The sequence below is a fragment of the Pseudomonas sp. 2 genome (assembly GCF_056627435.1).
The window spans coordinates 66725-90260 of the sequence record NZ_JBWXNG010000019.1 but is presented as its reverse complement, the minus strand read 5'-3'; the positions used below and the strand labels follow the sequence as shown (position 1 = coordinate 90260).

The 23536-nt window shown below is 61.8% G+C and carries 23 protein-coding genes; 20 read left to right on the top strand and 3 right to left on the bottom strand.

Annotated features, from left to right (window positions below; genetic code table 11):
* Positions 1 to 30: 30 nt before the first annotated feature.
* The 13 genes from exaC to AC1MEK_RS25355 all read left to right on the top strand — a co-directional run bounded on the left by exaC (position 31) and on the right by AC1MEK_RS25355 (position 12775).
* Positions 31 to 1551 (top strand): acetaldehyde dehydrogenase ExaC, encoded by a 1521-nt coding sequence (gene exaC, locus AC1MEK_RS25415; protein ID WP_480398997.1) that lies wholly within the window; start codon positions 31 to 33, stop codon positions 1549 to 1551.
* A 190-nt stretch (positions 1552 to 1741) separates the two neighbouring features.
* The gene (locus AC1MEK_RS25410; protein ID WP_480398996.1) at positions 1742 to 2194 is read left to right on the top strand and encodes an N-acetyltransferase family protein; all 453 of its coding nucleotides are present in this window, start codon (positions 1742 to 1744) and stop codon (positions 2192 to 2194) included.
* A gap of 276 nt (positions 2195 to 2470) precedes the next feature.
* Positions 2471 to 3118: a DedA family protein gene (locus AC1MEK_RS25405; protein ID WP_480398995.1), complete on the top strand. Its 648-nt coding sequence runs from the start codon at positions 2471 to 2473 to the stop codon at positions 3116 to 3118.
* Between the two features lie 3 nt (positions 3119 to 3121).
* Positions 3122 to 3940, top strand: coding sequence for a M90 family metallopeptidase (locus tag AC1MEK_RS25400; protein ID WP_480398994.1), 819 nt, complete (start codon positions 3122 to 3124; stop codon positions 3938 to 3940).
* Between the two features lie 97 nt (positions 3941 to 4037).
* Positions 4038 to 4565, top strand: a complete 528-nt coding sequence (ppa, locus tag AC1MEK_RS25395) for an inorganic diphosphatase (RefSeq protein WP_274136284.1) — start codon at positions 4038 to 4040, stop codon at positions 4563 to 4565.
* A gap of 449 nt (positions 4566 to 5014) precedes the next feature.
* The gene (locus tag AC1MEK_RS25390) at positions 5015 to 5740 is read left to right on the top strand and encodes a LexA family transcriptional regulator (protein WP_480398993.1); all 726 of its coding nucleotides are present in this window, start codon (positions 5015 to 5017) and stop codon (positions 5738 to 5740) included.
* A gap of 616 nt (positions 5741 to 6356) precedes the next feature.
* Positions 6357 to 7385 carry a glycosyltransferase gene (locus AC1MEK_RS25385; RefSeq protein ID WP_480398992.1) on the top strand — a complete coding sequence of 343 codons (1029 nt, stop codon included), beginning with the start codon at positions 6357 to 6359 and terminating at the stop codon, positions 7383 to 7385.
* Positions 7382 to 8503 (top strand): NAD(P)/FAD-dependent oxidoreductase, encoded by a 1122-nt coding sequence (locus AC1MEK_RS25380; RefSeq protein WP_480398991.1) that lies wholly within the window; start codon positions 7382 to 7384, stop codon positions 8501 to 8503. Before AC1MEK_RS25385 ends, AC1MEK_RS25380 begins: the two co-directional genes overlap by 4 nt.
* Positions 8490 to 9989 (top strand): hypothetical protein, encoded by a 1500-nt coding sequence (locus tag AC1MEK_RS25375; protein WP_480398990.1) that lies wholly within the window; start codon positions 8490 to 8492, stop codon positions 9987 to 9989. Before AC1MEK_RS25380 ends, AC1MEK_RS25375 begins: the two co-directional genes overlap by 14 nt.
* On the top strand, positions 9986 to 10765 hold the full coding sequence (locus tag AC1MEK_RS25370; RefSeq protein ID WP_480398989.1) for an NAD-dependent epimerase/dehydratase family protein: 780 nt from the start codon (positions 9986 to 9988) through the stop codon (positions 10763 to 10765). The genes AC1MEK_RS25375 and AC1MEK_RS25370 overlap by 4 nt, the downstream gene beginning before the upstream one ends.
* Positions 10762 to 11598 carry a sugar phosphate isomerase/epimerase family protein gene (locus tag AC1MEK_RS25365; protein WP_480398988.1) on the top strand — a complete coding sequence of 279 codons (837 nt, stop codon included), beginning with the start codon at positions 10762 to 10764 and terminating at the stop codon, positions 11596 to 11598. The genes AC1MEK_RS25370 and AC1MEK_RS25365 overlap by 4 nt, the downstream gene beginning before the upstream one ends.
* Entirely contained in the window at positions 11595 to 11951 is a 357-nt protein-coding gene (locus AC1MEK_RS25360; RefSeq protein WP_480398987.1) for a multidrug transporter, read from the top strand. The genes AC1MEK_RS25365 and AC1MEK_RS25360 overlap by 4 nt, the downstream gene beginning before the upstream one ends.
* The gene (locus AC1MEK_RS25355) at positions 11951 to 12775 is read left to right on the top strand and encodes a glycosyltransferase family 2 protein (protein WP_480398986.1); all 825 of its coding nucleotides are present in this window, start codon (positions 11951 to 11953) and stop codon (positions 12773 to 12775) included. Before AC1MEK_RS25360 ends, AC1MEK_RS25355 begins: the two co-directional genes overlap by 1 nt.
* A 102-nt stretch (positions 12776 to 12877) precedes the next feature.
* On the opposite strand, the gene AC1MEK_RS25350 is transcribed toward AC1MEK_RS25355, so the two are convergent.
* From AC1MEK_RS25350 to AC1MEK_RS25340, 3 genes are all read right to left on the bottom strand, one after another.
* Positions 12878 to 13762 (bottom strand): LysR family transcriptional regulator, encoded by an 885-nt coding sequence (locus AC1MEK_RS25350; protein WP_480398985.1) that lies wholly within the window; start codon positions 13760 to 13762, stop codon positions 12878 to 12880.
* Between the two features lie 58 nt (positions 13763 to 13820).
* Entirely contained in the window at positions 13821 to 14573 is a 753-nt protein-coding gene (locus AC1MEK_RS25345; RefSeq protein WP_480398984.1) for a maleate cis-trans isomerase family protein, read from the bottom strand.
* A 216-nt stretch (positions 14574 to 14789) separates the two neighbouring features.
* Positions 14790 to 15695 (bottom strand): LysR family transcriptional regulator, encoded by a 906-nt coding sequence (locus AC1MEK_RS25340; RefSeq protein ID WP_480398983.1) that lies wholly within the window; start codon positions 15693 to 15695, stop codon positions 14790 to 14792.
* Positions 15696 to 15801: 106 nt separating this feature from the next.
* Between AC1MEK_RS25340 and AC1MEK_RS25335 the strand changes: the two genes are divergently transcribed.
* The 7 genes from AC1MEK_RS25335 to AC1MEK_RS25305 all read left to right on the top strand — a co-directional run bounded on the left by AC1MEK_RS25335 (position 15802) and on the right by AC1MEK_RS25305 (position 23528).
* Positions 15802 to 16809: a zinc-binding alcohol dehydrogenase family protein gene (locus AC1MEK_RS25335; RefSeq protein ID WP_480398982.1), complete on the top strand. Its 1008-nt coding sequence runs from the start codon at positions 15802 to 15804 to the stop codon at positions 16807 to 16809.
* 67 nt (positions 16810 to 16876) lie between these two features.
* Positions 16877 to 17530 carry an oxygen-insensitive NAD(P)H nitroreductase gene (nfsB, locus tag AC1MEK_RS25330; protein ID WP_480398981.1) on the top strand — a complete coding sequence of 218 codons (654 nt, stop codon included), beginning with the start codon at positions 16877 to 16879 and terminating at the stop codon, positions 17528 to 17530.
* Positions 17531 to 17852: 322 nt separating this feature from the next.
* The gene (locus AC1MEK_RS25325; RefSeq protein ID WP_480398980.1) at positions 17853 to 18113 is read left to right on the top strand and encodes a DUF2790 domain-containing protein; all 261 of its coding nucleotides are present in this window, start codon (positions 17853 to 17855) and stop codon (positions 18111 to 18113) included.
* Positions 18114 to 18350: 237 nt separating this feature from the next.
* Complete coding sequence (locus AC1MEK_RS25320; protein WP_062384761.1) at positions 18351 to 18593, top strand: exodeoxyribonuclease VII small subunit; 243 nt, start codon at positions 18351 to 18353, stop codon at positions 18591 to 18593.
* On the top strand, positions 18590 to 19477 hold the full coding sequence (ispA, locus tag AC1MEK_RS25315; RefSeq protein WP_480398979.1) for a (2E,6E)-farnesyl diphosphate synthase: 888 nt from the start codon (positions 18590 to 18592) through the stop codon (positions 19475 to 19477). The genes AC1MEK_RS25320 and ispA overlap by 4 nt, the downstream gene beginning before the upstream one ends.
* A gap of 90 nt (positions 19478 to 19567) precedes the next feature.
* A complete protein-coding gene (gene dxs, locus AC1MEK_RS25310; protein WP_480398978.1) occupies positions 19568 to 21460 on the top strand; it encodes a 1-deoxy-D-xylulose-5-phosphate synthase in 1893 nt (630 codons plus the stop codon).
* A 184-nt stretch (positions 21461 to 21644) separates the two neighbouring features.
* Positions 21645 to 23528, top strand: a complete 1884-nt coding sequence (locus tag AC1MEK_RS25305) for a TonB-dependent receptor domain-containing protein (protein ID WP_480398977.1) — start codon at positions 21645 to 21647, stop codon at positions 23526 to 23528.
* The last annotated feature ends 8 nt before the right edge of the window (positions 23529 to 23536 follow it).

The window sequence follows — 23536 nt, the reverse complement described above, 5'->3', positions numbered from 1 at the left end:
CACAATCACAAGAGCAAGGAGATATTCACCATGCGTTATGCCCATCCCGGTACTGAAGGCTCGATCGTTACCTTCAAGGCCAAATACGGCAACTACATCGGTGGCGAATTCGTGCCGCCGGTCAAAGGCCAGTACTTTGAAAACACCTCGCCGATCACCGGCAAGCTGATCGCCGAATTTCCTCGCTCCACTGCCGAAGACATCGATAAAGCCCTGGACGCCGCCCACGCCGCTGCCGATGCGTGGGGCAAGACTTCCGTTCAGGAGCGCTCGCTGACCCTGCTGAAAATCGCCGACCGCATCGAGCAGAACCTCGAACTGCTGGCCGTGACCGAAACCTGGGACAACGGCAAGGCCGTGCGCGAAACCCTCAACGCCGACATCCCGCTGGCGGTCGACCACTTCCGTTATTTCGCCGGCGCCCTGCGCGCGCAGGAAGGTACCGCCGCCGAGATCGACGGCAACACCGTGGCCTATCACATCCATGAGCCACTGGGCGTGGTCGGCCAGATCATTCCGTGGAACTTCCCGATCCTGATGGCCGCCTGGAAACTCGCTCCGGCCCTGGCCGCCGGCAACTGCGTGGTGCTCAAGCCTGCCGAGCAGACGCCGCTGGGCATCAGCGTGCTGGTAGAACTGATCGGCGACCTGCTGCCAAAAGGCGTGCTCAACGTGGTGCAAGGCTATGGCCGCGAAGCCGGTGAAGCGCTGGCCAGCAGCAAGCGCATCGCCAAGATCGCCTTCACCGGCTCCACGCCAGTGGGCTCGCACATCATGAAACTGGCGGCCGACAGCATCATCCCGTCCACCGTCGAGCTGGGCGGCAAGTCGCCGAACATCTACTTCGAAGACGTGATGAAGGCCGAGCCTGAATTCATCGAAAAGGCCGCCGAGGGCGTGGTGCTGGCCTTCTTCAATCAGGGCGAAGTCTGCACCTGCCCGTCGCGCTGCCTGGTTCAGGAATCGATCTACCCGCAGTTCATGGAAGCGGTGATGCAGAAGGTTCTGAAGATCAAACGCGGCGACCCGCTGGACACCGACACCATGGTCGGCGCCCAGGCGTCGCAGCAGCAGTTCGACAAGATTCTCTCCTACCTCGACATCGCTCAGGGCGAAGGCGCCGAGCTGCTGACCGGCGGCAAGGTGGAAAAACTGCAGGGCGATCTGGCGACCGGCTACTACATCCAGCCGACGCTGCTCAAAGGCAACAACAAGATGCGCGTGTTCCAGGAAGAAATCTTCGGCCCGGTGGTCAGCGTGACCACCTTCAAGGATGAAGCCGAAGCCATCGCCATCGCCAACGACACCGAGTTCGGCCTGGGTGCAGGCGTCTGGACCCGCGACATCAACCGCGCCTACCGCGTGGGCCGTGCCATCAAGGCCGGTCGCGTGTGGACCAACTGCTACCACCTGTACCCGGCGCATGCCGCGTTCGGCGGTTACAAGAAATCCGGCGTCGGCCGCGAAACCCACAAAGTCGCGCTCGAACACTACCAACAGACCAAGAACCTGCTGGTGAGCTACGACATCAACCCGCTGGGCTTCTTCTGATCCGGCGTTAACTGTCAGATGACGGCCTCTTCGGAGGCCGTTTTTATTGCAGCCATTCACCCCGCAAAACGACTAATCGCGAAGTTGGATTGCACTTTCTAAAGCGCTTGGGCAAAGTCGAAACCGTCTGTCCCCAGTGCCAGGCGTCCTCCCCCTTTCATGCATTGCACAATGAAGCTGAGGCCCAACCATGCGGATCATTCAAGCCACCCTGGAGCACCTGGACCTGTTGACCCCTCTGTTCGTCAAATACCGCGAGTTCTATGGCGAACTGCCCTACCCTGATTCTTCCCGCGAATTCCTTGAAAAGCGCCTGAGCCGCGAAGAGTCGGTCATCTACCTGGCCCTGCCCGATGACGACGACAGCAAACTGCTGGGCTTCTGCCAGCTGTACCCGAGTTATTCCTCGCTCTCCCTCAAACGCGTGTGGATTCTCAACGACATCTACGTCGCCGAAGACGCCCGCCGCCAGCTGGTCGCCGACCACCTGATGCAGAAAGCCAAGAAAATGGCCCGCGAAACCCAGGCCGTGCGCATGCGCGTGTCCACCAGCGCCAACAACGAAGTGGCGCAGAAGGTGTACGAATCCATCGGTTTCAAGGAAGACACCCAGTTCAAGAACTATGTGCTGCCGATCAACTAGAAAACCTACCCAGTTGATAGCGCGTCATCTGTGGGAGTGAGCTTGCTCACGAAGAAGGTTCAGGAACGGTAAATCCTCCAGGCCAGTGTTGGCCGCTTCGTGAGCAAGCTCACTCCCACAGGATCAGAGACACTCTGCGCGCCATTACATCCAAATGTTTCAATCTGCATACGCCCCTAAGCATCATCCCGATTCTTCCCTCTATAATGCGGCCCACATCACACTGCCCCTCCACCCCGTTGGCCCCGGATCGGGCCACACACTCAGGTGCCGTACATGGATTTCAACCCGATCGACATCATTCTTCACCTGGACGTCTACCTGGACATGCTGGTGACCAACTATGGCACCTGGGTCTACGCGATCCTGTTTCTGGTGATCTTCTGCGAAACCGGCCTTGTGGTAACGCCGTTCCTGCCGGGCGATTCGCTGCTGTTCATCGCCGGCGCCGTGGCCGCTGGCGGTGGCATGGACCCTGTTCTGCTGGGAGCCCTGTTGATGGCCGCGGCGATCATCGGCGACAGCACCAATTACGTGATTGGCCGAACGGTGGGCGACAAGCTGTTCAAGAACCCCGACTCGAAAATCTTCCGCCGCGACTACCTGACCAAGACTCACGAATTCTACGAGCGTCATGGCGGCAAGACCGTCACCCTGGCGCGCTTCCTGCCGATCATCCGCACCTTCGCCCCGTTCGTCGCGGGCCTGGGCAAGATGAACTACCTGCGCTTCGTCAGCTTCAGCGTGCTGGGTTCGATTCTGTGGGTGGGCAGCCTGGTCACCCTGGGCTACTTCTTCGGCAACATCCCGTTCATCAAGAAGAACCTGACCCTGCTGGTGCTGGTGATCATTCTGATCTCCCTGCTACCCATGATCATCGGCTTCATCCGCAGCCGCATGGGCCGTTCCGCCGAAGCGCGCTGATTCATGTGGCCGTTCGGCAACTGGCTCAGACGCCGCACGCTGGCGCGGCATCCGGTCGACCCACAGATGTGGGACCGGGTGCGCCAGCGCTTGCCGATCCTCGACGGCCTGAGCCTTGAAGAAGACCAGCGCCTGCGTGAAAGCTGCATCCTGTTTTTGCAGGCCAAGACGCTGACCGCACTGGAAGGCGTCGAGCTGGACGACGAGTCCTGCCTGTTCCTCGCCGCCCAGGCCCAGTTGCCGCTGTTGGCGCTGGGCGATCTGGACTGGTATCGCGGTTTTCACGAAATCATTCTGTACGGCGATGACTTCATCAGCCCGCAAAAGCACCGTGACGCCAGCGGCATCGAGCACGAGTGGGATGGCGAGCACAGCGGCGAGGCCTGGACTCAGGGCCCGGTGATTCTGGCCTGGCCCGGTGTCCTGTCCAGCGGCGGCTGGGAGGCGTACAACCTGCCGATCCACGAACTGGCGCACAAGCTCGACATGCTCGGTGGCGAGGCCAACGGCCTGCCGCCGCTGCACAGCGACATGCGCGTCAGTGACTGGGCCAGCGCCATGCAAGGCGCCTTCGACGACCTCAATCGCCAGCTCGATGCCGACCCGGATGCCGAAACCGCCATCGACCCTTACGCTGCGGAAAACCCCGCCGAGTTCTTTGCCGTCACCAGCGAGTACTTTTTCAGCGCCCCGGATTTGCTGGTCGAGGCCTACCCAGAGGTCTACCACCAGCTCAGGGCGTTCTACCGCCAGGATCCTTTGGCGCGGCTTACGGCACTTCAGCGAGAAAGCCCTGTCTATCAGGCTCCTGCCGATACGTAGGCCGCATGGTAACGCTTACCAAATATGCCTATAATCCGGCCCACTTTTTGGCGTTTCGCGCCAGATTCAAAATGGTCAACCAAGGGGGCAAAGCCCAATGAGCTACAGCAAGATTCCGGCCGGTAAAGACCTGCCGAATGACATCTACGTCGCAATCGAGATCCCGGCCAACCACGCGCCGATCAAGTACGAAATCGACAAGGATAGCGACTGCCTGTTCGTTGACCGTTTCATGGCCACCCCGATGTTCTACCCGGCCAACTACGGTTTCATCCCGAACACCCTGGCCGACGACGGTGATCCCCTCGACGTGCTGGTCGTGACCCCATACCCGGTCGCTCCAGGCTCGGTCATCCGCGCCCGTCCGGTTGGCGTCCTGAACATGACCGACGACGGCGGCGGCGACGCCAAGGTCATCGCAGTGCCTCACGACAAGCTGTCGCAGCTGTACGTTGACGTGAAGGAATACACCGACCTGCCACCACTGCTGATCCAGCAGATCGAGCACTTCTTCGCGAACTACAAGGATCTCGAGAAAGGCAAGTGGGTCAAGATCGAAGGCTGGGCTGGCGCTGACGCCGCTCGCGAAGCCATCACCAAATCGGCCGCTGCCTACAAGGGCTGATCCGGTTCGCCCCCTGCGAAGCGCCCGCCGCTTCGCAGGTGGCTCTCACGTTTTTCCCCGCGCAACTCAGCAACATCCCCGTCAGATTTCCCCTCACACAGCGCTTTCCCGAGCCGTTTTTTGCCTTGAGCGTTTAAATTTTATCGTCCAAAGGCGTGCCGTTTATCCGAATGAAACATCGGGTACTTTGTCGCAACAAAACAGCGCTGTATTTCATTGCCCAACTCCGCGCAAGACGCCTTGCTTCGCCCCGCAGGCTGTGTCGCATGAAAAGTATTGGGTTTTGTCCAATGCCGGGCATTGTTGAACCCAACAGAAAGAGTGAACGACATGCCCTACAACTTCATTCGAATGTTGTAATCCCGCCCCTCCACTTCAAGTTTGACGGCGGACGCATTTGAACACTTCGTTCATTTAAACAAACTTGAACCCTCCGTAAGATTCGATCCATGAATACATCAGGTGATCGACTACGCGTCCTTCTGCGGGAGTGCCATCTCTCCGCCACAGACTTCGCCGCCAACCGCAAGGTAACGCCGCAACACGTGAACAACTGGTTCAAGCGCGGCATTCCCATGGCGCGCATGGAAGAAGTCGCAGAATTGTTGAGCGTCAACGCGCGCTGGTTGCGCACGGGTGACGGCCCGAAACACCCCGGAGAAGGCCGCGACAAAAACGGCCACGACCGCATGTCCAGAACGATGCCTGCACGCGGTCACGTTCGTGAAGAACTCGACATGCCGGTCTACACCGAACTGCAAACCCAGACACCCGGCCAGACCGCCGTCAGCGAAATACCCAACCACAAAGTGAAACTGTCGCGCCGCGTACTCGAGGCCATGGACGTCGAATTGCACAATGCCATCTGCATCGCCATGGTCGGCAACAGCATGGCGGACAAGATCCAGGACGGCTCGCTGATCGGCGTCGACCGTGGCCGCATCAACGTCATCGACGGCGAAATGTACGCCCTCGAACACGCCGGCATGCTGCGGGTGAAATACCTCTATCGCCTGCCCGGCGGCAGCCTGCGCCTGCGCAGCCACAACGCCGGCGAATACCCCGACGAAATCTTCAGCGCCGAGCAGATCCAGGAACAGAACATCCACATCCTCGGCTGGATCTTCTGGTGGTCCACCCTCAACAACCGCCGCCACCCCGCAACCATGCCCTGAGCGGTAATGAGAAGAGACAAATGGGGCACATCAACACTGGGCATAAACGCAGAACATGAGTATCCTGCACGCCTTCGTTTCAACACCCAGCGGCTACCCGCCGAGGGGTGATCGACCAGGCCCCGTCCCCGTGACAGCCTCGTCTACCTCACAAGCGCCTGCATGCAGCGCGCACTTTTGCGGATGGGTGCGGTTAGCCAAAAACTAGCCAACCCCGTCACCGAGAAGCCGGCCACAAGCCGGCTTTTTAATGCCCGAAATAAATTCGAGCCGGGCAAATATTCCTGACGCCAGCATTCCCTCATCCATGCACACCCGCCATGCAAACTTTAAATGACCCCGTCTCTGCCCCTCCCTGCTGTAAAAGCACATGACAACCGTCCCGAATTGCGGAATCAGATCTGCACGCCAGCCACTCCAACTCATTGATTGAGTTCTTCTTTATCAACTCATCAGACTCCCTGCCAACCTTCTGAAACACCCAGCAGAACCCCGCAAAACGCTCCCTGTGCGTGTGTGAATAATTCCCGTTCCCCACGTGTTCACCTAGCAACACCCGTCTGCACGCTCTTATAAAAAATACCGCCAGGGACAGGCCGTTTCAGAGTATTGAGCCATGGCCTTTTTTCCCTGTTTTCTTTCGGTGGTGTTTGTCGTGCGCAATCAGGCCGAGGGGCTTGAGGGGATGCTGGTCGAGGCGACGGGGTTGATCGCCTCCATGGTGTCGGACTATGAGTTGATCATCGTCGACAACGCCTCGACCGACGGCAGTATCGAGCAGCTCAAGCGGCTGACGGCGGAGGATGGGGTGGCCAATCTTCAGGTGTATGCGCTGACCCGCGAGGTCGATCTGGATACCGCTTCCTGGGTGGGGCTGGAGAATGCGCTGGGCGACTATGCGGTGGTGCTCGATCCGCTGGCCGATGACATCGCCTTTCTGCCTAGCATGCTGGAGCAGGCCGCGCGCGGGGCCGATGTGGTGTTTGTCTGCAACACCGAACACACCGCGCAGAGCCTGCCCTACTGGCTGGCGTTCAAGCTGTTTCATCGGGCCTACCGCTGGTGCAACGGGGTGCATCTGGTCAAGGAAGCACCGCAGTTCCGCCTGCTGACGCGCAAGGTGATCAGTTTCATCCTGCAGCACCCCAAACCCACGATGATTTATCGTCATTTGCCGGCCACCGGCGGCTTTGCCCGGGTCTGCCTGAGTTACTCGGCGCCGCCCAAGGCGCAGCCACGCAAGCACCTGGGGGAAAGCGTCGACCGCGGGATTCGCATGCTGGTGTCCAGCACCCGGGCGCCGATGCGGCTGGTGACGGCGGTGTCGCTGTTTGGCGCGGTGATGAACCTGATCTACTGCGCCTACGTGGTCGCCATCGCTGTGTTCAAGGCCGACGTGGCGGCGGGCTGGACCAGCCTGTCGCTGCAGCAGTCGGGGATGTTCTTCCTGATTTCGCTGGTGCTGCTGGTGCTCGGCGAATACATCCTGAACATGGCCAGTTTTTCCAACGACGGGCCGCAGTATTACATCGGCCAGGAGTTCACCAGTTGCCGGATGACCCGGCTTGAAAAGCTCAACGTCGAGGAGATTGCCCCTACCGCCCACATCAACCGGGCCTGGGGCGCCGAGCGGGCATCGCGATGAACGCGCCTGCAGATTGCCTGGATGCAATCGTCATCGGTGGCGGCTTCTATGGCTCGGCGATTGCCGTTCACCTGGCCCGCCAGCGCGGCTACAAGCGCATCGTGTTGCTGGAGCGCGAAAGCGGCCTGCTCAAGCGCGCCTCGTACAACAACCAGGCGCGGGTGCACAACGGCTATCACTACCCGCGCAGCTTCACCACGGCCTATCGCAGCCGGATCAACCTGCCGCGCTTCGTGGCCGACTGGCCCAACGCCGTGAAGTGCGACTTCACCAAGCTCTATGCCATCGCCCGACACAATTCGAAAGTCACTGCCCGGCAGTTCGAACGCTTTTGTCACGATATCGGCGCCCAGGTGCGCCGTGCCGACGCCGCCGCCAGGGACCTGTTCGAGCCACGGCTGATCGAGGCGGTGTTCGAGGTTCAGGAATATGCCTTCGACTCCACGCGCCTGGCGCGTTGGGCAGAACGAGAACTGGCGGACTGCGGCGTGCAAATCCGCCTGCTGACCCGCGCCACCGAAATCTATCAAGGGCCCGACGCCACCCTGCAGGTGGTCACTGAAAGTGAAGGCGGTCCTCAGCGTTTGAACTGCCGCTACCTGTTCAATTGCACCTACAGCGGCAGCAATCACCTCAATGGCGAATTTCCGGGGCTGGACACCGACCTGCGCCACGAGATCACCGAAATGGCCCTGATGCAGATGCCTGCTGCGCTGCAAGGCCTGGGCGTGACGGTGATGGACGGGCCGTTCTTTTCGATGATGCCGTTTCCGTCGCGCAACCTGCACACGCTGTCCCACGTGCGCTTCACCCCGCACCTGCAATGGGACGACCAGAAATCCATCGACCCCTACGACAAGCTCGCCCGGCATCAGCGCGCCAGCCGCGTCGAGCGCATGGTGCGCGATGTGGCGCGATACATCCCGGCGATTCTCGACTCGCAGCACGTCGACTCGCTGTACGAGGTGAAAACCATTCTGGCGCGCAACGACCGCAACGACGGGCGCCCGATTCTGTTCGAGAAGCACGCCAGCTTGCCGGGCTGCTACTCGGTGCTCGGCGGCAAGATCGACAACATCTATGACGTGCTGGAGAAACTGGACAATGAAGTCTTTTGATCTTTCGCGCCTGAACCCGAACCACGTTTTGCCCATCGCGCTGGCGGTGCTGGCGAGCCTGTTCCTGACCCTGGCCACCCGCTCGATCTGGATCGACGAAGCCATGCTGCTCAAGGACATCATCGAGCTGCGCAGCCCGGAGGAATTCTTCAAGCCGCTGCCTTATTACGATCAGGCGGAACCCGTGCTCGCCTCGCTGTTTTTCAAGGCCATCATGCTGTTGTTCCAGTACAGCATCGAGCCGCTGAGGCTGTCGGTGCTGGCGCTGTCGTGCGTGCTGATCGCACCGGTTTTCGCGGTGTTTCGCCCGTATCGCTGGGGCGCGCTGGTGTTGATCCTGGCGCTGATCGGCCACTCATTTTCGATGGGGCTGTTTCTGACAGAACTCAAGCACTACTTCCTTGAGGTCTCGGTCAGTTTTCTGGCGATCTACGCGCTGTGGCGCGCCGAGCAGACGGACAATCTCTACTGGCCCATCGGCATGGCGGCAGCGGTCAGCCTGCTGGGGTTTTCCACACTGATCGTTTCCGGGGCGCTGCTGATGTATGCCTTCGTGTGTTTTGCCCTGCGGCCCAAGGATGACCGGCGGGGGGCGACGGTCATGGCGTTCTTCAGCGCCGCGCTGGTGATCCTGGCCGCCTACGCCTACATGAAATACCTGACGGTGTTTCAGCTGGGCAACTACGACACGTACGACAAAACGACGGCACTGGGCTCGTTGGGCGTGCTCAAGGAAGCGATCCTCGGCGCCTATGGCAAGGCCTTGCTCATCACCTCTGCGGTAGCCAGTGTCGCGCTGCTGTTCACCCATAAAAGCGGATTCGTCTGCAGGCTGAATCTGTTTTTCATCGGCATTGTGTTGATCGTCATCGTAGGGCGAATCGTCGGATTCTACCCGGCCACTTACCCACGTCATGTGATCTGGCTCGCGCCGTTCAGCATGGTGATTGCCTGCCTTGCGATCCTGGAATTCAGCGCCAGCCCGTCGCGTCCGCTGCGAACGCTGGGCTGGCTGCTGCTGACCTTGATGGCGTTGCAGGCCGGCAAAGCCTGTTACAACAATCTTCGTGGCGTGAATTACGAGTACGTCGATAACAACGCGCTGTACGAACATGTCGCGCAGATGCCGCCCACCGAGTTTCTGGTCTACCCCGACGCGCAGCCGTCGCTGGAGTACTACGCCCTGCTCGACCCACGCCTTGCCAAGCATCAGTACGTGCGCGTGTACGACGAAATCACCCGGGTGCGCGATCCGAAAATGGGCAAGGTCGAGTACCTGGATTCCCTTGCCGAACTGCTGCGACAGCGACCTGCAAAAGACTTTTCCGTGCTGGTGTCCCACGTCAACCTGGACAAGGACATCAGCGGGCGCGGCAAGGCGCTGGAAGCTGAAATCAGCCGCCTGAACTGCACCTACACCTCGTATTTCTACGTGTACAACGCCCAACTGATCCGGGTGCACTGCCCGCTGGATGCGCAACTATGAACGGTCTGATCGGATTCACCGGCTTCGTCGGCTCGACCCTGATGCGGCAAACCCAATTCGGCGCGCTGTATCGCTCCACCAATATTCACGAGATCGAAGGCCGCGCCTTCGACGCGCTGGTGTGCGCGGGCGCACCGGCACAGAAATGGATCGCCAACCGCGACCCCGACGCCGACCGGGAGAAGATCGAAAACCTGATCGAGCACCTGCGCAACGTGCGCTGCAAGATCTTCGTGCTGATCAGTACCGTGGATGTGTTTCACACCCCGCTGGGCGTTGACGAAGACAGCCCGGTCGACGAGGTGGGCCTGCACGCCTACGGCATGAATCGGCGCTTGCTGGAGTGTTTCGTCGAAGACTATTTCCCACAGCACCTGATCGTGCGCCTGCCAGGTCTGGTCGGTCCGGGCCTGCGCAAGAACGTGGTTTTCGACATCCACAATCAGAACAATCTGGCCGCCATCGACAGCCGGGGCTCGTTCCAGTTTTATCCGATGGTCAATCTCTGCCACGACATTCAGGTCGCGCTCAATGCCGGGCTGAAACTGGTGCACCTGTGCGCAGAACCGGTCACGGTGAGCGAGGTTTCCCAGGAAGGATTTGGCAAACCGTTCGACAACGTGCGCAGCGTGATGCCCGCCCGCTACGCGATGCAGACCTGCCACGCAGCACTGTTCGGCGCCCGCGGGCGCTATCAGTACAGCGCCCGGGAAGAGTTGCTGGCAGTGCGCGCCTACGCGCAATCCGAGCCGCATTCGACGGAGCATCCGGCATGAGGCTGGCCATTTCCAACATCGCCTGGGACATCGTCGAAGACACCGACATCGCCGCCCTGCTCAAGCGCTACGCCATCGATGCGATCGACGTGGCGCCGGGCAAGTACTTCCCGGACCCGGTGGCGACCACACCCGGGCAGATTGCCGATGTGCGCGAAGCCTGGGCCGAGCGCGGCATCGACATCACGGGCATGCAGGCGCTGTTGTTCGGCACCCAGGGTTTGAATGTGTTCGGCTGTGCGGCGAGCCAGACCTCAATGCTGCAACATCTGGACGAAGTGTGTCGCATCGGCGAGGGGCTGGGCGCGACCCGGCTGGTGTTCGGCTCACCAAAAAATCGCGACCGCAACGGCTTGAGCGATGAAGAGGCGCTGGACATCGCCGTGCCGTTTTTCCGGATGCTCGGCAACGTCGCCCGGGATCATGGCGTCACCATCTGCCTCGAACCGAACCCGGAATGCTACGGCGCCAACTTCATGACCAACAGCCCGCTGACCGCCACGGTGGTGCGGCGGGTCGATCACCCCAATGTGCTCATGCAGCTGGACACCGGCTCGCTGGCCATCAATGGCGAAGATCCGTTCGCGGTGCTGCACGACACCACCGACCTGATCGGCCATGTCCACGCCAGCGAACCCAGCCTTTTGCCACTGGGCGATGGCACTGCCAGCCATGCCGAGATGGCGGCTGCGATCAGCCGCTACCTGCCCGATCACCTGGTTACCATCGAGATGCTGCCCAAACGCGACGAGCCTCACCTGGCCACCGTCGAGCGCGCGCTGAACGTGGCGATCCAGTATTACCGCGCCGAAGCCTTGAGGGCTCAGCCATGAAGTGGGCAATTCTGATTCTGGGGATTCTGTGTAACGCATCGGCCAGCATGCTGGTGAAAATCGCCATGACCCCACCGCGCCGCTTTCCATCGCTCGGCGCCCCGCTCGAAGCCTTGGGCAACTGGCCGTTCTGGCTGGGTCTGGTGCTGTACGGCGCAGCTTTTCTGCTGTACGCCGCCGCGCTGGCCCGCCTGCCGCTCAACATCGCCCACCCGCTGCTGACCGCCGGCGCGGTGGCGGCCGTGGCCTGTTCCTCGGCGCTGATTTTTCGTGAAACCTTCTATTGGACGACAGCGGCCGGCATTGTGCTGGTGATCGCGGGTGTCGCCCTGATCACTGCGCGGGTGACGTGATGACTGACACAACCTACTCTTCCGCTCGACCGACCCTGGCCCAACTGACCCGGCAGGTTCCGGCATTTGACACGCCCCTGTGGCTGGGGCGCCTGCACCCCTATTGCGTGGTCATCCCGGTGATCAACGAGGGCGACCGCATCGTCAGCCTGCTGGCGCGCATGGCGGCGCTGGCGATCAACCAGATGGCCGACATTCTCATCGTCGACGGCGGCAGCACCGATGGCTCGCTGGCCCACGACATGCTGATGGTCACCGGCGTGCGCGGCCTGCTGGTCAAGACCGCGCCCGGTAAACTCAGCGCGCAGTTGCGTTGTGCCTATGCGTTCGCGCTGGATCAGGGCTACGAGGGCATCGTCACCATCGACGGCAACGACAAGGACGACCCGCAGGCCATTCCGCGCTTCATCAACGCCCTGAGGCAGGGCGTGGATTTCGTCCAGGCCTCACGTTTTCTGACCGGCGGCGCAGGAGAGAACACGCCCAAATCCCGCGACATCGCCATCCGTTTCATACACGCACCGATGCTGAGTATTGCTTCGGGCCGGGACTGGACTGACACCACCCAGGGCTTTCGCGCCTACAGCCGCAAGTTGTTGCTCGACCCGCGCCTGGCGATCTTTCGCGATGTGTTCATGGGTTACGAGTTGCTGGCGTACCTGTCCTACCGCGCGCCGAAGCTGGGGTATCACTGCATCGAGTTGCCGAGCGTGCGGCGTTACCCGCAAGGCGATGTGCCGACCAAGATCAGCGGGATCAAGGGCAATCTGGTGGTGATGTGGGTCTTGGTGCGCGCGTGTTTCGGTGGATACAACCCGAAATGACCGATCAAAGATACGCACTACCCCCGTAGCAGTCCGGCTTGCCGGCGGCAGCGATCTTGAGGCCGCTGCCGCCGGCAAGCCGGACTGCTACGGGATTGGAGTTCACCCCTGATCAAGCAAATGATCGAGAAACAACCCCGCCGCCATCGATAATCCTTCCCGCGAGCGGACGCAAACACTCAGCTCGCGTCGGGCCCAGTCGTCGGTCAAGGGCACGGCAACGGCGTCGTTCAGGCGGTAAATCTCGACGCTGCCCCGGGGCATGATGCCGATCCCGACGCCCGCCTGAACCATCAGGCACAAGGCGTCGTAGCTCGACACCTCCATGCGGATTTTCAGCGAGCGGCCAATGTCGTTGGCCGCCTTGATCAGCTGGAAATTCAGGTGCGTGCCGCTGCGCAGCGTGACGTATTCGTGGTCCAGCGTCTCGCTGAAACCGACCGATTCGCGCCCCGCTAGCGGATGCCCCTTGGGCACCAGCAACACCAGTTGGTCGGTGCGAAACGGGAAGACTTCGATGTCGGCGCCATGGGGCAGCCGGGTGAAAATACCGATGTCGGCGCGGTTTTCCGCCACCGCCTTGGTGATCGCCAGGCTCTGCTGTTCTTCCAGCCCGACGTTGATCAACGGGTACTGCGCCATGAAGGATTTGATCAACTGCGGCATGAATTGCGTGATGGCCGAAATGTTCGCCAGCACTTGCACCGAACCGCGCCGCCCGTGGGAGTAGTCGCGCATCTGCACGACGATTTCGTTGAGGTTGTTCAGCGCGCTGCGCGCCATGAACAGCAGCGACAGCCCGGCATCAGTGGGCGTGATGCCTTTGTTGGTGCGGTTGAGCAAGCGTGAGTCGAGCAGCTCTTCGAGTTCGCTGAGCCGCTTGCTCACCGCCGCCGCCGCAATGTGTTCGCGTTTGGCGGCGGCGGCGATGGTGCCTTCTTCGACGACGCTGACGAACAGGCGCAGCGAAACAGGATCGAGCTTCATATGAGGTACCGGGCGTGCTGGCCTGAGTGGCCGCCATAGTACCTCGTCATTCACCGACTCAGAACGCCCCGGACAACAGATGCCCGGCGTTAGGCACTTGCGCTTTGAGGCCCAGGGTCTTGAGCATCTGGTAAACGGTGGCGACCGACGCCGACAGCACCGGCTTGTCGAGGCGATCCTGTACGACCTGGATCGCAGGCAGCGACGGCATCTGCACGCAGCACGACAGCACCACGCCATCGGCTTGTCCGATGTTTAACTTGTCGGCGTGGGCCACCAGATTCATCGGGTCCAGACGACCGACTTCAAGGTTGTCGGAAACTTCCAGGCTGATCGAGTCGACCACCTCGATACCGGCCGCTTCGATGTAGTCGATCACCTGTTGCGTCAGTGGCTTCATGTACGGGGTGATGATGGAAATCTTCTTGTAGGCGAGCATATTCAGACTGTCGATCAAGGCACCGGCCGAGCTCAGCACCGGCGCGCTGGATTTGTTGCCGGCCACGGTTTTACCCAGTCGCTCCTGGGAGACTTTGTGATAGCCCGCGCCCTGGCACATGATCGCCACCAGACAGGCGTAGGCCATGACATCCACCCGCGCATCGCTCAGTTCCAGAGCGCAGCGGTCGCTGTCGATGTCCATCTTTTTCAGCTCTTCTGGGCTGACGTGCATCATGCGCATGCGCGAGGAATGGAAGGTGAAACGTTCTTCGGGAAACAGCGAATAACGCGACGTCAGCATCGCCGGAATTTCGGTTTCCATGGTGGTGTTGGAGCTGGGGACGATCTGGCCGATCCGGAAGTTTTTCACAGGGCTTTCCTCTCACCTCACTGAAGATGAAAGCGATGGTAGGAGTGCGCGGCGGGGGCGTATATCAGGCATTGGCGAGCCTGCCATCGCGGATGGCGATGGCTGACAATGCACAATCCTGTGGGAGCGAGCTTGCTCGCGAAGCGGTATGGCAGCCAATGCAGATGTCGAATGATCGATCGCTTCGTGAGCAAGCTCACTCCCACAAGGGTCGCGTCACAACAACGTCGGCAACCCTTTTTCCAACTCGGCAAAGCGGCTCTTGAGCGTTGAATGCAGCTGTTGAACCGCCGGGGAAAACTGCTGGCGATGCGGGTACACCAGATTCACCGGCGCAGGCTCGCCGGCGTAATCCGACAGCAGCAATTCCAGCCGCCCGGCCAGCACATCCTCGCGCACGTCCACCCAGGATTTGTACGCCACGCCCTCGCCCGCCACGGCCCAGCGCCGCACCAGATCGGCGTCGTCGGTGAGCAGCGGCCCGGACACCGTGAACACGCGCCCGCCCACCGGCCACTTGTCATAGGGCCGGCCACTGAGGATGTACAGCAGGCAGTCATGGCGCAGCAGATCGTCCGAGGTCTGCGGCCTGCCGTGGCGCGCCAGATACTCGGGCGAAGCCACCAGCACCCGCCGATTCCACGGCGCCAGGGGTCTTGCAATGTAGTTGGCGTCTTCGATCACGCCGCTGCGGATGGCCACGTCCACCGGGTCACGAAACAGGTTGGCCATCTGATCGGACACGAACAGACGCAAATTGAGCGCCGGATGCTGACGGCGAAACGCGGTCATCCAGTCCAGCAGCACATTGCGCCCAAGGTCGGAGGGCATAGCCACCTGCAACGTGCCTTGCAGTTCGGCGCTCCCGCGGCGCAGTTTTTCCCGGCCTTCCTTGAGTGCGTCCAGCACGCTGTGAGCGGTGGGCAGGTACTGCTCGCCCTCGGCGGTCAGGCGCAGGCTGCGGGTCGAGCGGGCGAACAGGCGGATGTCCAGCTCGCGCTCCAGGCGCTTGATCGCCGCCGCCACTTGCCCCGGCAATAGATCCACCTCCCGGGCGGCGTTGGAAAAGCTGCCCAGCGCCGCGGTGCGCACGAACAAGGCGAGGTCGTCGATTCGAATCATCTTCACTCCAAAAGTGAAAGTGTTGACGGATTGTGCCGGTTTTTCCTGTTCGCAGAGAAGACCAGAATGACCTCAACTTCAGAACAGCCTTCAAGAGAGAACGCCCATGAAAGCCATCGCCTTTACCCAGCACGGCCTGCCCATCGAAGATCCACAGGCTCTGATCGACATGGATCTGCCCAAGCCCACGCCCGGCCCACGGGACTTGCTGGTGGAAGTCCGGGCGATCTCGGTGAACCCCGTGGACACCAAGATTCGCGCAGGCTCGGCGGCCACCGCCCCGAAAGTCGTGGGTTGGGATGCGGTCGGCGTGATTCGCGAAACCGGCAGCGAGGTCACGTTGTTCAAGGCCGGCGACGAGGTCTACTACGCCGGCTCCATCGCCCGCCCCGGCAACTACAGCGAGTTTCATGTGGTGGACGAGCGCATCGTCGGCCACAAGCCCAAGTCCATCGACAACGCCCACGCCGCCGCGCTGCCGCTGACGTCCATTACCGCCTGGGAGCTGCTGTTCGACCGCCTCGGCGTGGCTCAAGGTGGCGGCGAAGGCGACAGCCTGTTGATCATCGGCGCCGGCGGCGGGGTCGGTTCGATTCTGGTGCAACTGGCTCGCCAGCTGACCAAGCTGACGGTGATCGGCACCGCCTCCCGCGATCAGACCCGCGACTGGGTCAAAAGCCTGGGCGCACACCATGTGATCGACCACAGCCAGCCACTGGTCGAGCAACTGGAAGCTATCGGCGTCGGCCAGGTCAGCCACGTCGCCAGCCTGACCCACACCGACAGCTACTTCCCGCAACTGATCGACGCCTTGCGCCCACAGGGCCAGCTGGCGCTGATCGACGACCCGAAAACCCTCGATGTCGTACCGATGAAGCGCAAGGCGCTGTCGCTGCACTGGGAGCTGATGTTCACCCGTTCGCTGTATGAAACCCCGGACATGATCGCCCAGCATCATCTGCTCGACCGCGTGGCGGAGCTGATCGATCAGGGCGTGCTGAAAACCACGCTGGGCGAGCACTTCGGCACCATCAACGCCGCCAACCTGCGCCGCGCCCATGCGGTGATCGAAAGCGGCAAGGCCACCGGCAAGATTGTCCTCGAAGGTTTCTGAGCCCTTTGCATCATTGAATGGCCTGCTGCGGCAGGCCAGAATCGCCACCTTTTTCCGGAGAATCCCCATGCAACTGACCGCACTGGCCAAATCCCGCTACACCACCAAGGCTTTCGATGCCGAGCGCAAGATCGATCAGGCAACCATCGACACCCTGCTCGACCAGTTGCGCCACAGCCCGTCGTCGGTCAACTCGCAGCCATGGCACTTCATCGTCGCCTCCGACGCGCAAGGCAAGGCCCGCGTGGCCAAGGGTGCCGAAGGCGCTTTCGCCTACAACGAAGCCAAGATCCTCAATGCTTCCCACGTGATCGTGCTGTGCACCCGCACCGACATGACCGAGGCGCATCTGCAGGCGGTGCTGGCTCAGGAAGACCGCGACGGCCGCTTCCACAACCCAGAGGCCCGTGCCGGCCAGGACGGCATCCGCCGTGGTTATGTGGACATGCACAAGTACGACCTGAAAGACGTCCAGCACTGGATGGAGAAACAGACTTACCTGGCGCTGGGCACCCTGCTGCTGGGCGCCGCGTCGCTGGGCCTGGATGCCACGCCGATGGAAGGTTTCGACTTCAAGAAACTCGACGCCGAACTGGGCCTGCGCGAGCAAGGCCTCACCAGCCTGGTGCTGGTCGCGCTGGGCTACCGCAGCGAAACCGACTTCAACGCCAAGTTGCCGAAGTCGCGTCTGCCGGCTGAGGCAGTGTTTACTCACCTGTAATTCGTCGCCTGCAAGATCGCTCCCGCGGGCAAGCCCTGCTGCTACGTCGGGAGTCGGTGTCGCAAAGATTTGTGTCACACCTCGGAACCGTAGCAGCACGGCTTGCCGGCGGGGCGATTCATCAACCCCATCGAACGTGGAGGATGACGCAATCCAGAGGGAAATGTATCGCTGTGTATCTGCGCCCGCCGCTGATACGCAGCGTTGCTTTTATGCCGATTCAAAGACACATCCGGTATACGTGAGAGGCGTTAAATGGGACCCATCGAGACAGCACACAGCGTCTCAAAACGGTCACCCACTCAACGCAAGGAGATACCTCATGAACTGGAAAAACCTCAGCCTCGCTTCCCTGTTTGCCGTCCTGAGCCTGGGCGCAGTTGCCGCCAACGCCGCCGACAACGTCAAGGCACACAGCTACATGTACGGCGACCACCTGGACATCGCCAAGGTGGTGTCGGTCAACGAAGGTTCTTCCTCGTGCGGTATCGTCAAGGCGCGCCTGACTTACCTGGATTCGATGGGCCAGACTCAGGCGGTCGACTACCGCACCATCGCCCAAGGGTGTGCGCAGGACAATTGATCTGACCGCCGGCCGGAGCAGCACGCACGCTTCCTTGTGGGAGCCGGCTTGCTGGCGAATACGTCAGGTCAGACACTGCAATAGTGAATGATCCACCGCATTCGCCAGCAAGCCGGCTCCCACAATTTTGATCAGTGCCGGACCTTGAAACAGGGCCCCATCCGGCACCTCTCATTTGCCCCAATGCCCTCGCTCTGCTAGTGTCGCGCCGGTTTAACGTCTACCGGGATAGCCGCCATGGCCCGCAAGAAAGCTGCACTGGATTTCGAACAGTCCCTCACGGATCTGCAAACGCTGGTCGAGCGTCTGGAGAATGGCGAGCTGTCACTGGAAGATTCGTTGACGGCCTTTGAACAGGGCATCCGCCTGACCCGCGAGTGCCAGAGCGCGCTGGCCCAGGCCGAGCAGAAGGTGCAGGTGCTGCTCGAACGCGATGGCGAGCTGGCCGAAGAGCCCTTCGACGCGGAACAGCCGGAATGATCGCCGAATATCAGGCCAGCAGTCAGGCCCGCGTCAATGCGGCGCTGGACCTGTTGTTCACGCCTCCGGCTCCCGAACTGGCCCGTCTTTACGAAGCCATGCGCTACAGCGTCACCAACGGCGGCAAGCGCGTGCGCCCACTGCTGGTCTACGCCGCCTGCGAAGCGCTGGGCGGCAATGCCGAACAGGCCAACGGCGCGGCCTGCGCGGTCGAGCTGATCCACGCCTATTCGCTGGTGCACGACGATTTGCCGGCCATGGACGACGACGATCTGCGTCGCGGTCTGCCGACCACCCACAAAGCCTTCGACGAAGCCTGCGCGATCCTCGCCGGTGACGGCCTGCAAACCATGGCCTTCAGCGTGCTCAGCGACAGCAAACTCACGCCACAAGATGCCGAAACCCGCCTGAAGATGGTCACCACCCTCGCCCACGCCGCTGGCCCTGCGGGCATGGTTGGCGGGCAGGCCATCGATCTGGGTTCGGTGGGCCTGAAACTGGACCAGACCGCGCTGGAGTTCATGCACCGGCACAAGACCGGCGCGCTGATCGAAGCCAGCGTCAGGCTCGGCGCCCTGGCCAGCGGCCACGCCAGCCAGACCCAGCTCGACGCCCTGCAGATCTACGCCCGTGCCATTGGTCTGGCGTTTCAGGTGCAGGACGACATTCTCGACGTCGAAAGCGATACCGCGACACTGGGCAAACGCCAGGGCGCCGACATCGCACGGGATAAACCGACCTACCCGGCGCTACTGGGCCTTGCAGAAGCCAAGCATTACGCACTGGAGCTGCGCGACCAGGCCCTGGTGGCCCTGCGACCGTTCGACGCGGCGGCAGAGCCTTTGCGTGCGCTGGCGCGGTATATCGTCGAACGCCGCAACTGACACGCCAGAGCATTGCATCGCTGTCGCGCGTGGGCAGCTTGCGATGCATCAGGTAAACTGCCGCGTCTTTTACTTATAACGATTCGCCTGATGCCCACGACGTTCAAAGAGATTCCCCGCGAGCGCCCGTCCACGCCACTGCTCGACAAGGCAGCGACGCCGGACGGCCTGCGCCGGTTAGGTGAAGCCGAGCTCGAAGCCCTGGCTGACGAACTGCGCCTGGAGCTGCTCTATACCGTTGGCCAGACCGGCGGACATTTCGGTGCCGGCCTAGGCGTCATCGAACTGACCGTTGCCCTGCACTACGTCTTCGATACGCCCGACGACCGGCTGGTCTGGGACGTCGGCCATCAGGCGTATCCGCACAAGATCCTCACCGGTCGTCGCGAACAGATGTCCACCCTGCGCCAGAAAGGCGGTGTGGCCGCGTTCCCGCGCCGCAGCGAGAGCGAGTACGACACCTTTGGCGTCGGTCACTCCAGCACCTCGATCAGCGCCGCCCTGGGCATGGCCATCGCCAACCGCCTGCACGGCAAGGACCGCAAGGCCATCGCCGTGATCGGCGACGGCGCGCTGACCGCCGGCATGGCGTTCGAGGCGTTGAACCACGCCCCGGAAGTCAACGCCGACATGCTGGTGATCCTCAACGACAACGACATGTCGATTTCGCGCAACGTTGGCGGGTTGTCGAACTATCTGGCGAAGATTCTTTCCAGCCGCACCTACGCGAGCATGCGCGAAGGCAGCAAGAAAGTGCTGTCGCGCCTGCCCGGTGCCTGGGAAATCGCCCGGCGCACCGAGGAATACGCCAAAGGCATGCTGGTGCCCGGCACGCTGTTCGAAGAACTGGGCTGGAACTACATCGGCCCCATCGACGGCCACGACCTGCCGACGCTGATCGCTACCCTGCGCAACATGCGCGACCTCAAGGGCCCGCAGTTCCTGCACGTGGTGACCAAGAAGGGCAAGGGCTTCGCACCGGCCGAGGTGGACCCGATCGGCTATCACGCGATCACCAAGCTCGACCCGGTCAACGCCCCCGCCGCCGCACCGAAAAAGGCCAGCGGCCCGAAATACTCCGGCGTGTTCGGCCAGTGGCTGTGCGACATGGCCCAGGCCGACGAACGGCTGGTAGGCATCACCCCGGCGATGAAGGAAGGCTCGGACCTTGTGGCGTTCAGCGAACGCTTCCCAGACCGCTACTTCGACGTCGCGATTGCCGAGCAGCACGCAGTGACGCTGGCCGCAGGCATGGCCTGCGAAGGCAGCAAGCCGGTGGTGGCGATCTACTCCACCTTCCTGCAGCGCGGTTACGACCAGCTGATTCATGACGTCGCGGTGCAGAACCTCGACGTGCTGTTCGCGATCGACCGCGCCGGGCTGGTGGGCGAAGACGGCCCGACCCACGCGGGTAGTTTCGATCTGTCGTACCTGCGCTGCATCCCCGGCATGCTGGTGATGACACCGAGCGACGAGAACGAGCTGCGCAAGATGCTCAGCACCGGCCACCTGTTCAACGGCCCGGCCGCCGTGCGCTACCCACGCGGCACCGGCCCCAACGCCGTGATCGAAAACGATCTTGCGCCGCTGGAAATCGGCAAGGGCATCGTCCGCCGTCAAGGCAGCAAGGTGGCGATGCTGGTGTTCGGCGTGCAACTGGCCGATGCCCTGAAAGTGGCTGAAAAGCTCGATGCGACCGTGGTCGACATGCGCTTCGTCAAGCCGCTGGACGAGCAACTGGTGCGGGAAATGGCGGCTAGCCACGACCTGCTGGTGACCCTCGAAGAAAACGCCATCATGGGCGGCGCGGGCGCAGCGGTCAGCGAGTTCCTGGCGCGGGAAAACATTCTCAAGTCCGTGCTGCACCTGGGCTTGCCGGATGTTTACGTCGAACACGCCAAGCCTGCGCAAATGCTCGCCGAGTGCGGACTGGATGCGGACGGGATCGAAGTGTCGATCACTGCGCGTCTGGCCAAAATGTAAACGCCGCTGACTCACACGATCATCTGACACTCCGGTATTTCCGAGACGTCAGATGACCTGTGGGAGTGAGCTCGCTCACGAAAGGGCCAGCACATTCGCTGCTGATACAGGGCCTGAAAGTCAGCCTTCGTGAGCAAGCTCACTCCCACAGCGCCCGCGCTCGCCAGACAGTTTTCCGAGTATCATGAATTTTTCCCGCCTCGCCCTCGCCCTATCCCTGCTGCCTTGCACCCAGGCCTTCGCCGACCTGCCCTCCCGCGAAAACGCGCTGAAGCTGCCCGATGTGCTGATCAGCGCCAATCGTCAGGTCGAGCAACGGGACGCCAGCACCGCCGCCAACACCGTGTTCACCCGCCAGGACATCGAACGCCTGCAGCCGACCAGCGTCACCGACCTGCTCAACCGCGTGCCGGGTGTACAAGTGGCCAACAGCGGCGGTCGCGGCAGCCTGCCGGGGATCTACATTCGCGGGACCAAGGCCGCGCAGAGCCTCGTGCTGGTCGATGGCCAGCGCATCGCCAATGCCACGTCCGCCGACAGCGCCTTGCAGTTTCTCAACGTCGATCAGATCGAGCGGGTGGAAGTGCTGCGCGGCTCGCGTTCGGCCATCTACGGTGCGGATGCCATTGGCGGGGTGATCCAGATCTTCACCCGGCGCGGCGCCGACCAGGGCCTGCAAGCGCGTCTGCACACCGCCGTGGGCAATCGTGGCACCACGCAGAACAGCCTGGGCCTGTCGGGCGGCGATCAGCAGACGCATTTCAACCTCAGCACCAGCCTCGACGAAACCGACGGCATCGACCGCACCGGCCCGTCCTTCGCCAGCGACGCCGACCACGACGCCTACCGCAACACGTCCTGGAGCCTGAACCTGAGCCACTGGCTGAATGACGACGTGGAAGTCGGCCTCAACGCGCTGGATAACCGCGGCAAGACCGAATTCGACAACCCGTTCGGCCTGTTCGACCCGGTCACCTTCAACAGCGTCGGCCAGCAGCAATACAGCGATTTCGAGCTGAGCAGCCTGGGCACCTACCTCGATGCGCGGATCAACGACGTCTGGAAAACCCGGCTGGAACTGGGCCACAGCGAGAACCGCGAGAAGACCTCAGACAAGCTCAGCAGCGACCGCTATGTGTTCAACACCTATCGCGACTCGGTGACCTGGCAGAACGATCTGACGCTCAACGAGCGCAACAGCCTGATGGTTGGCGGTGACTGGTACGAGGATCGGGTCAACAGCAGCACAACGTTCGACGAGGACAGCCGCTGGAACCGCGCCGCCTTTATCCAGCATCGCTACAAAGGCGAAGGCTTTTCCACCGAACTGGGCCTGCGCCACGACCAGAACCAGCAGTTCGGCAGCCAGAACACTTGGAGCGGCACGCTGACGGTGCCGGTCAATGACGACAACGACGTGCTGCTTTCCTACAGCGAAGGCTTCCGCGCGCCGACGTTCAACGATCTGTATTACCCCGGTTTCAGCAACCCGAATCTGAAACCCGAACACTCGAAAAGCTACGAGCTGCAATGGCGCAGCCGCTTAAGCGAGACCAGCAAGCTGGAAGCCTCGCTGTATCGCACCGATCTTGAAGACGCCATCGCCCTGGATGCCGACTTCCGCCCGGAGAACATCGGCTCGGCGCGGATCAACGGCTTTGAAGCGGCGTACGAGCAGCAATTGTTCGGCTGGACCGGCAAACTCGGCGCCTCGATCATCGACCCACGGGATCGCGACACCGGCCACACCCTCAACCGCCGCGCCCGGCGCACGCTGAACCTGGATCTGGATCGGCAGTTCGACCGGCTGGGCATCGGCGCCAGCTGGCAGGCGGTCAGCAGCAGCTACAACGACGAGGCCAACACCCAGAATATTGGCGGCTATGCGCTGTTCGGCCTGCGCAGCAGCTGGAAGGCCAGTGATGAAGTGAAGCTGGAGTTCAAGCTGGATAACGCCTTCGACAAGCGTTACAGCCGCACCTTGTACAGCTTCGATGGCAGCAATTACGGGTATCGGGAAGAAGGCCGCACCTGGATGCTGGGCGTGACCTGGACGCCGGATCTCTAAGTGGATGC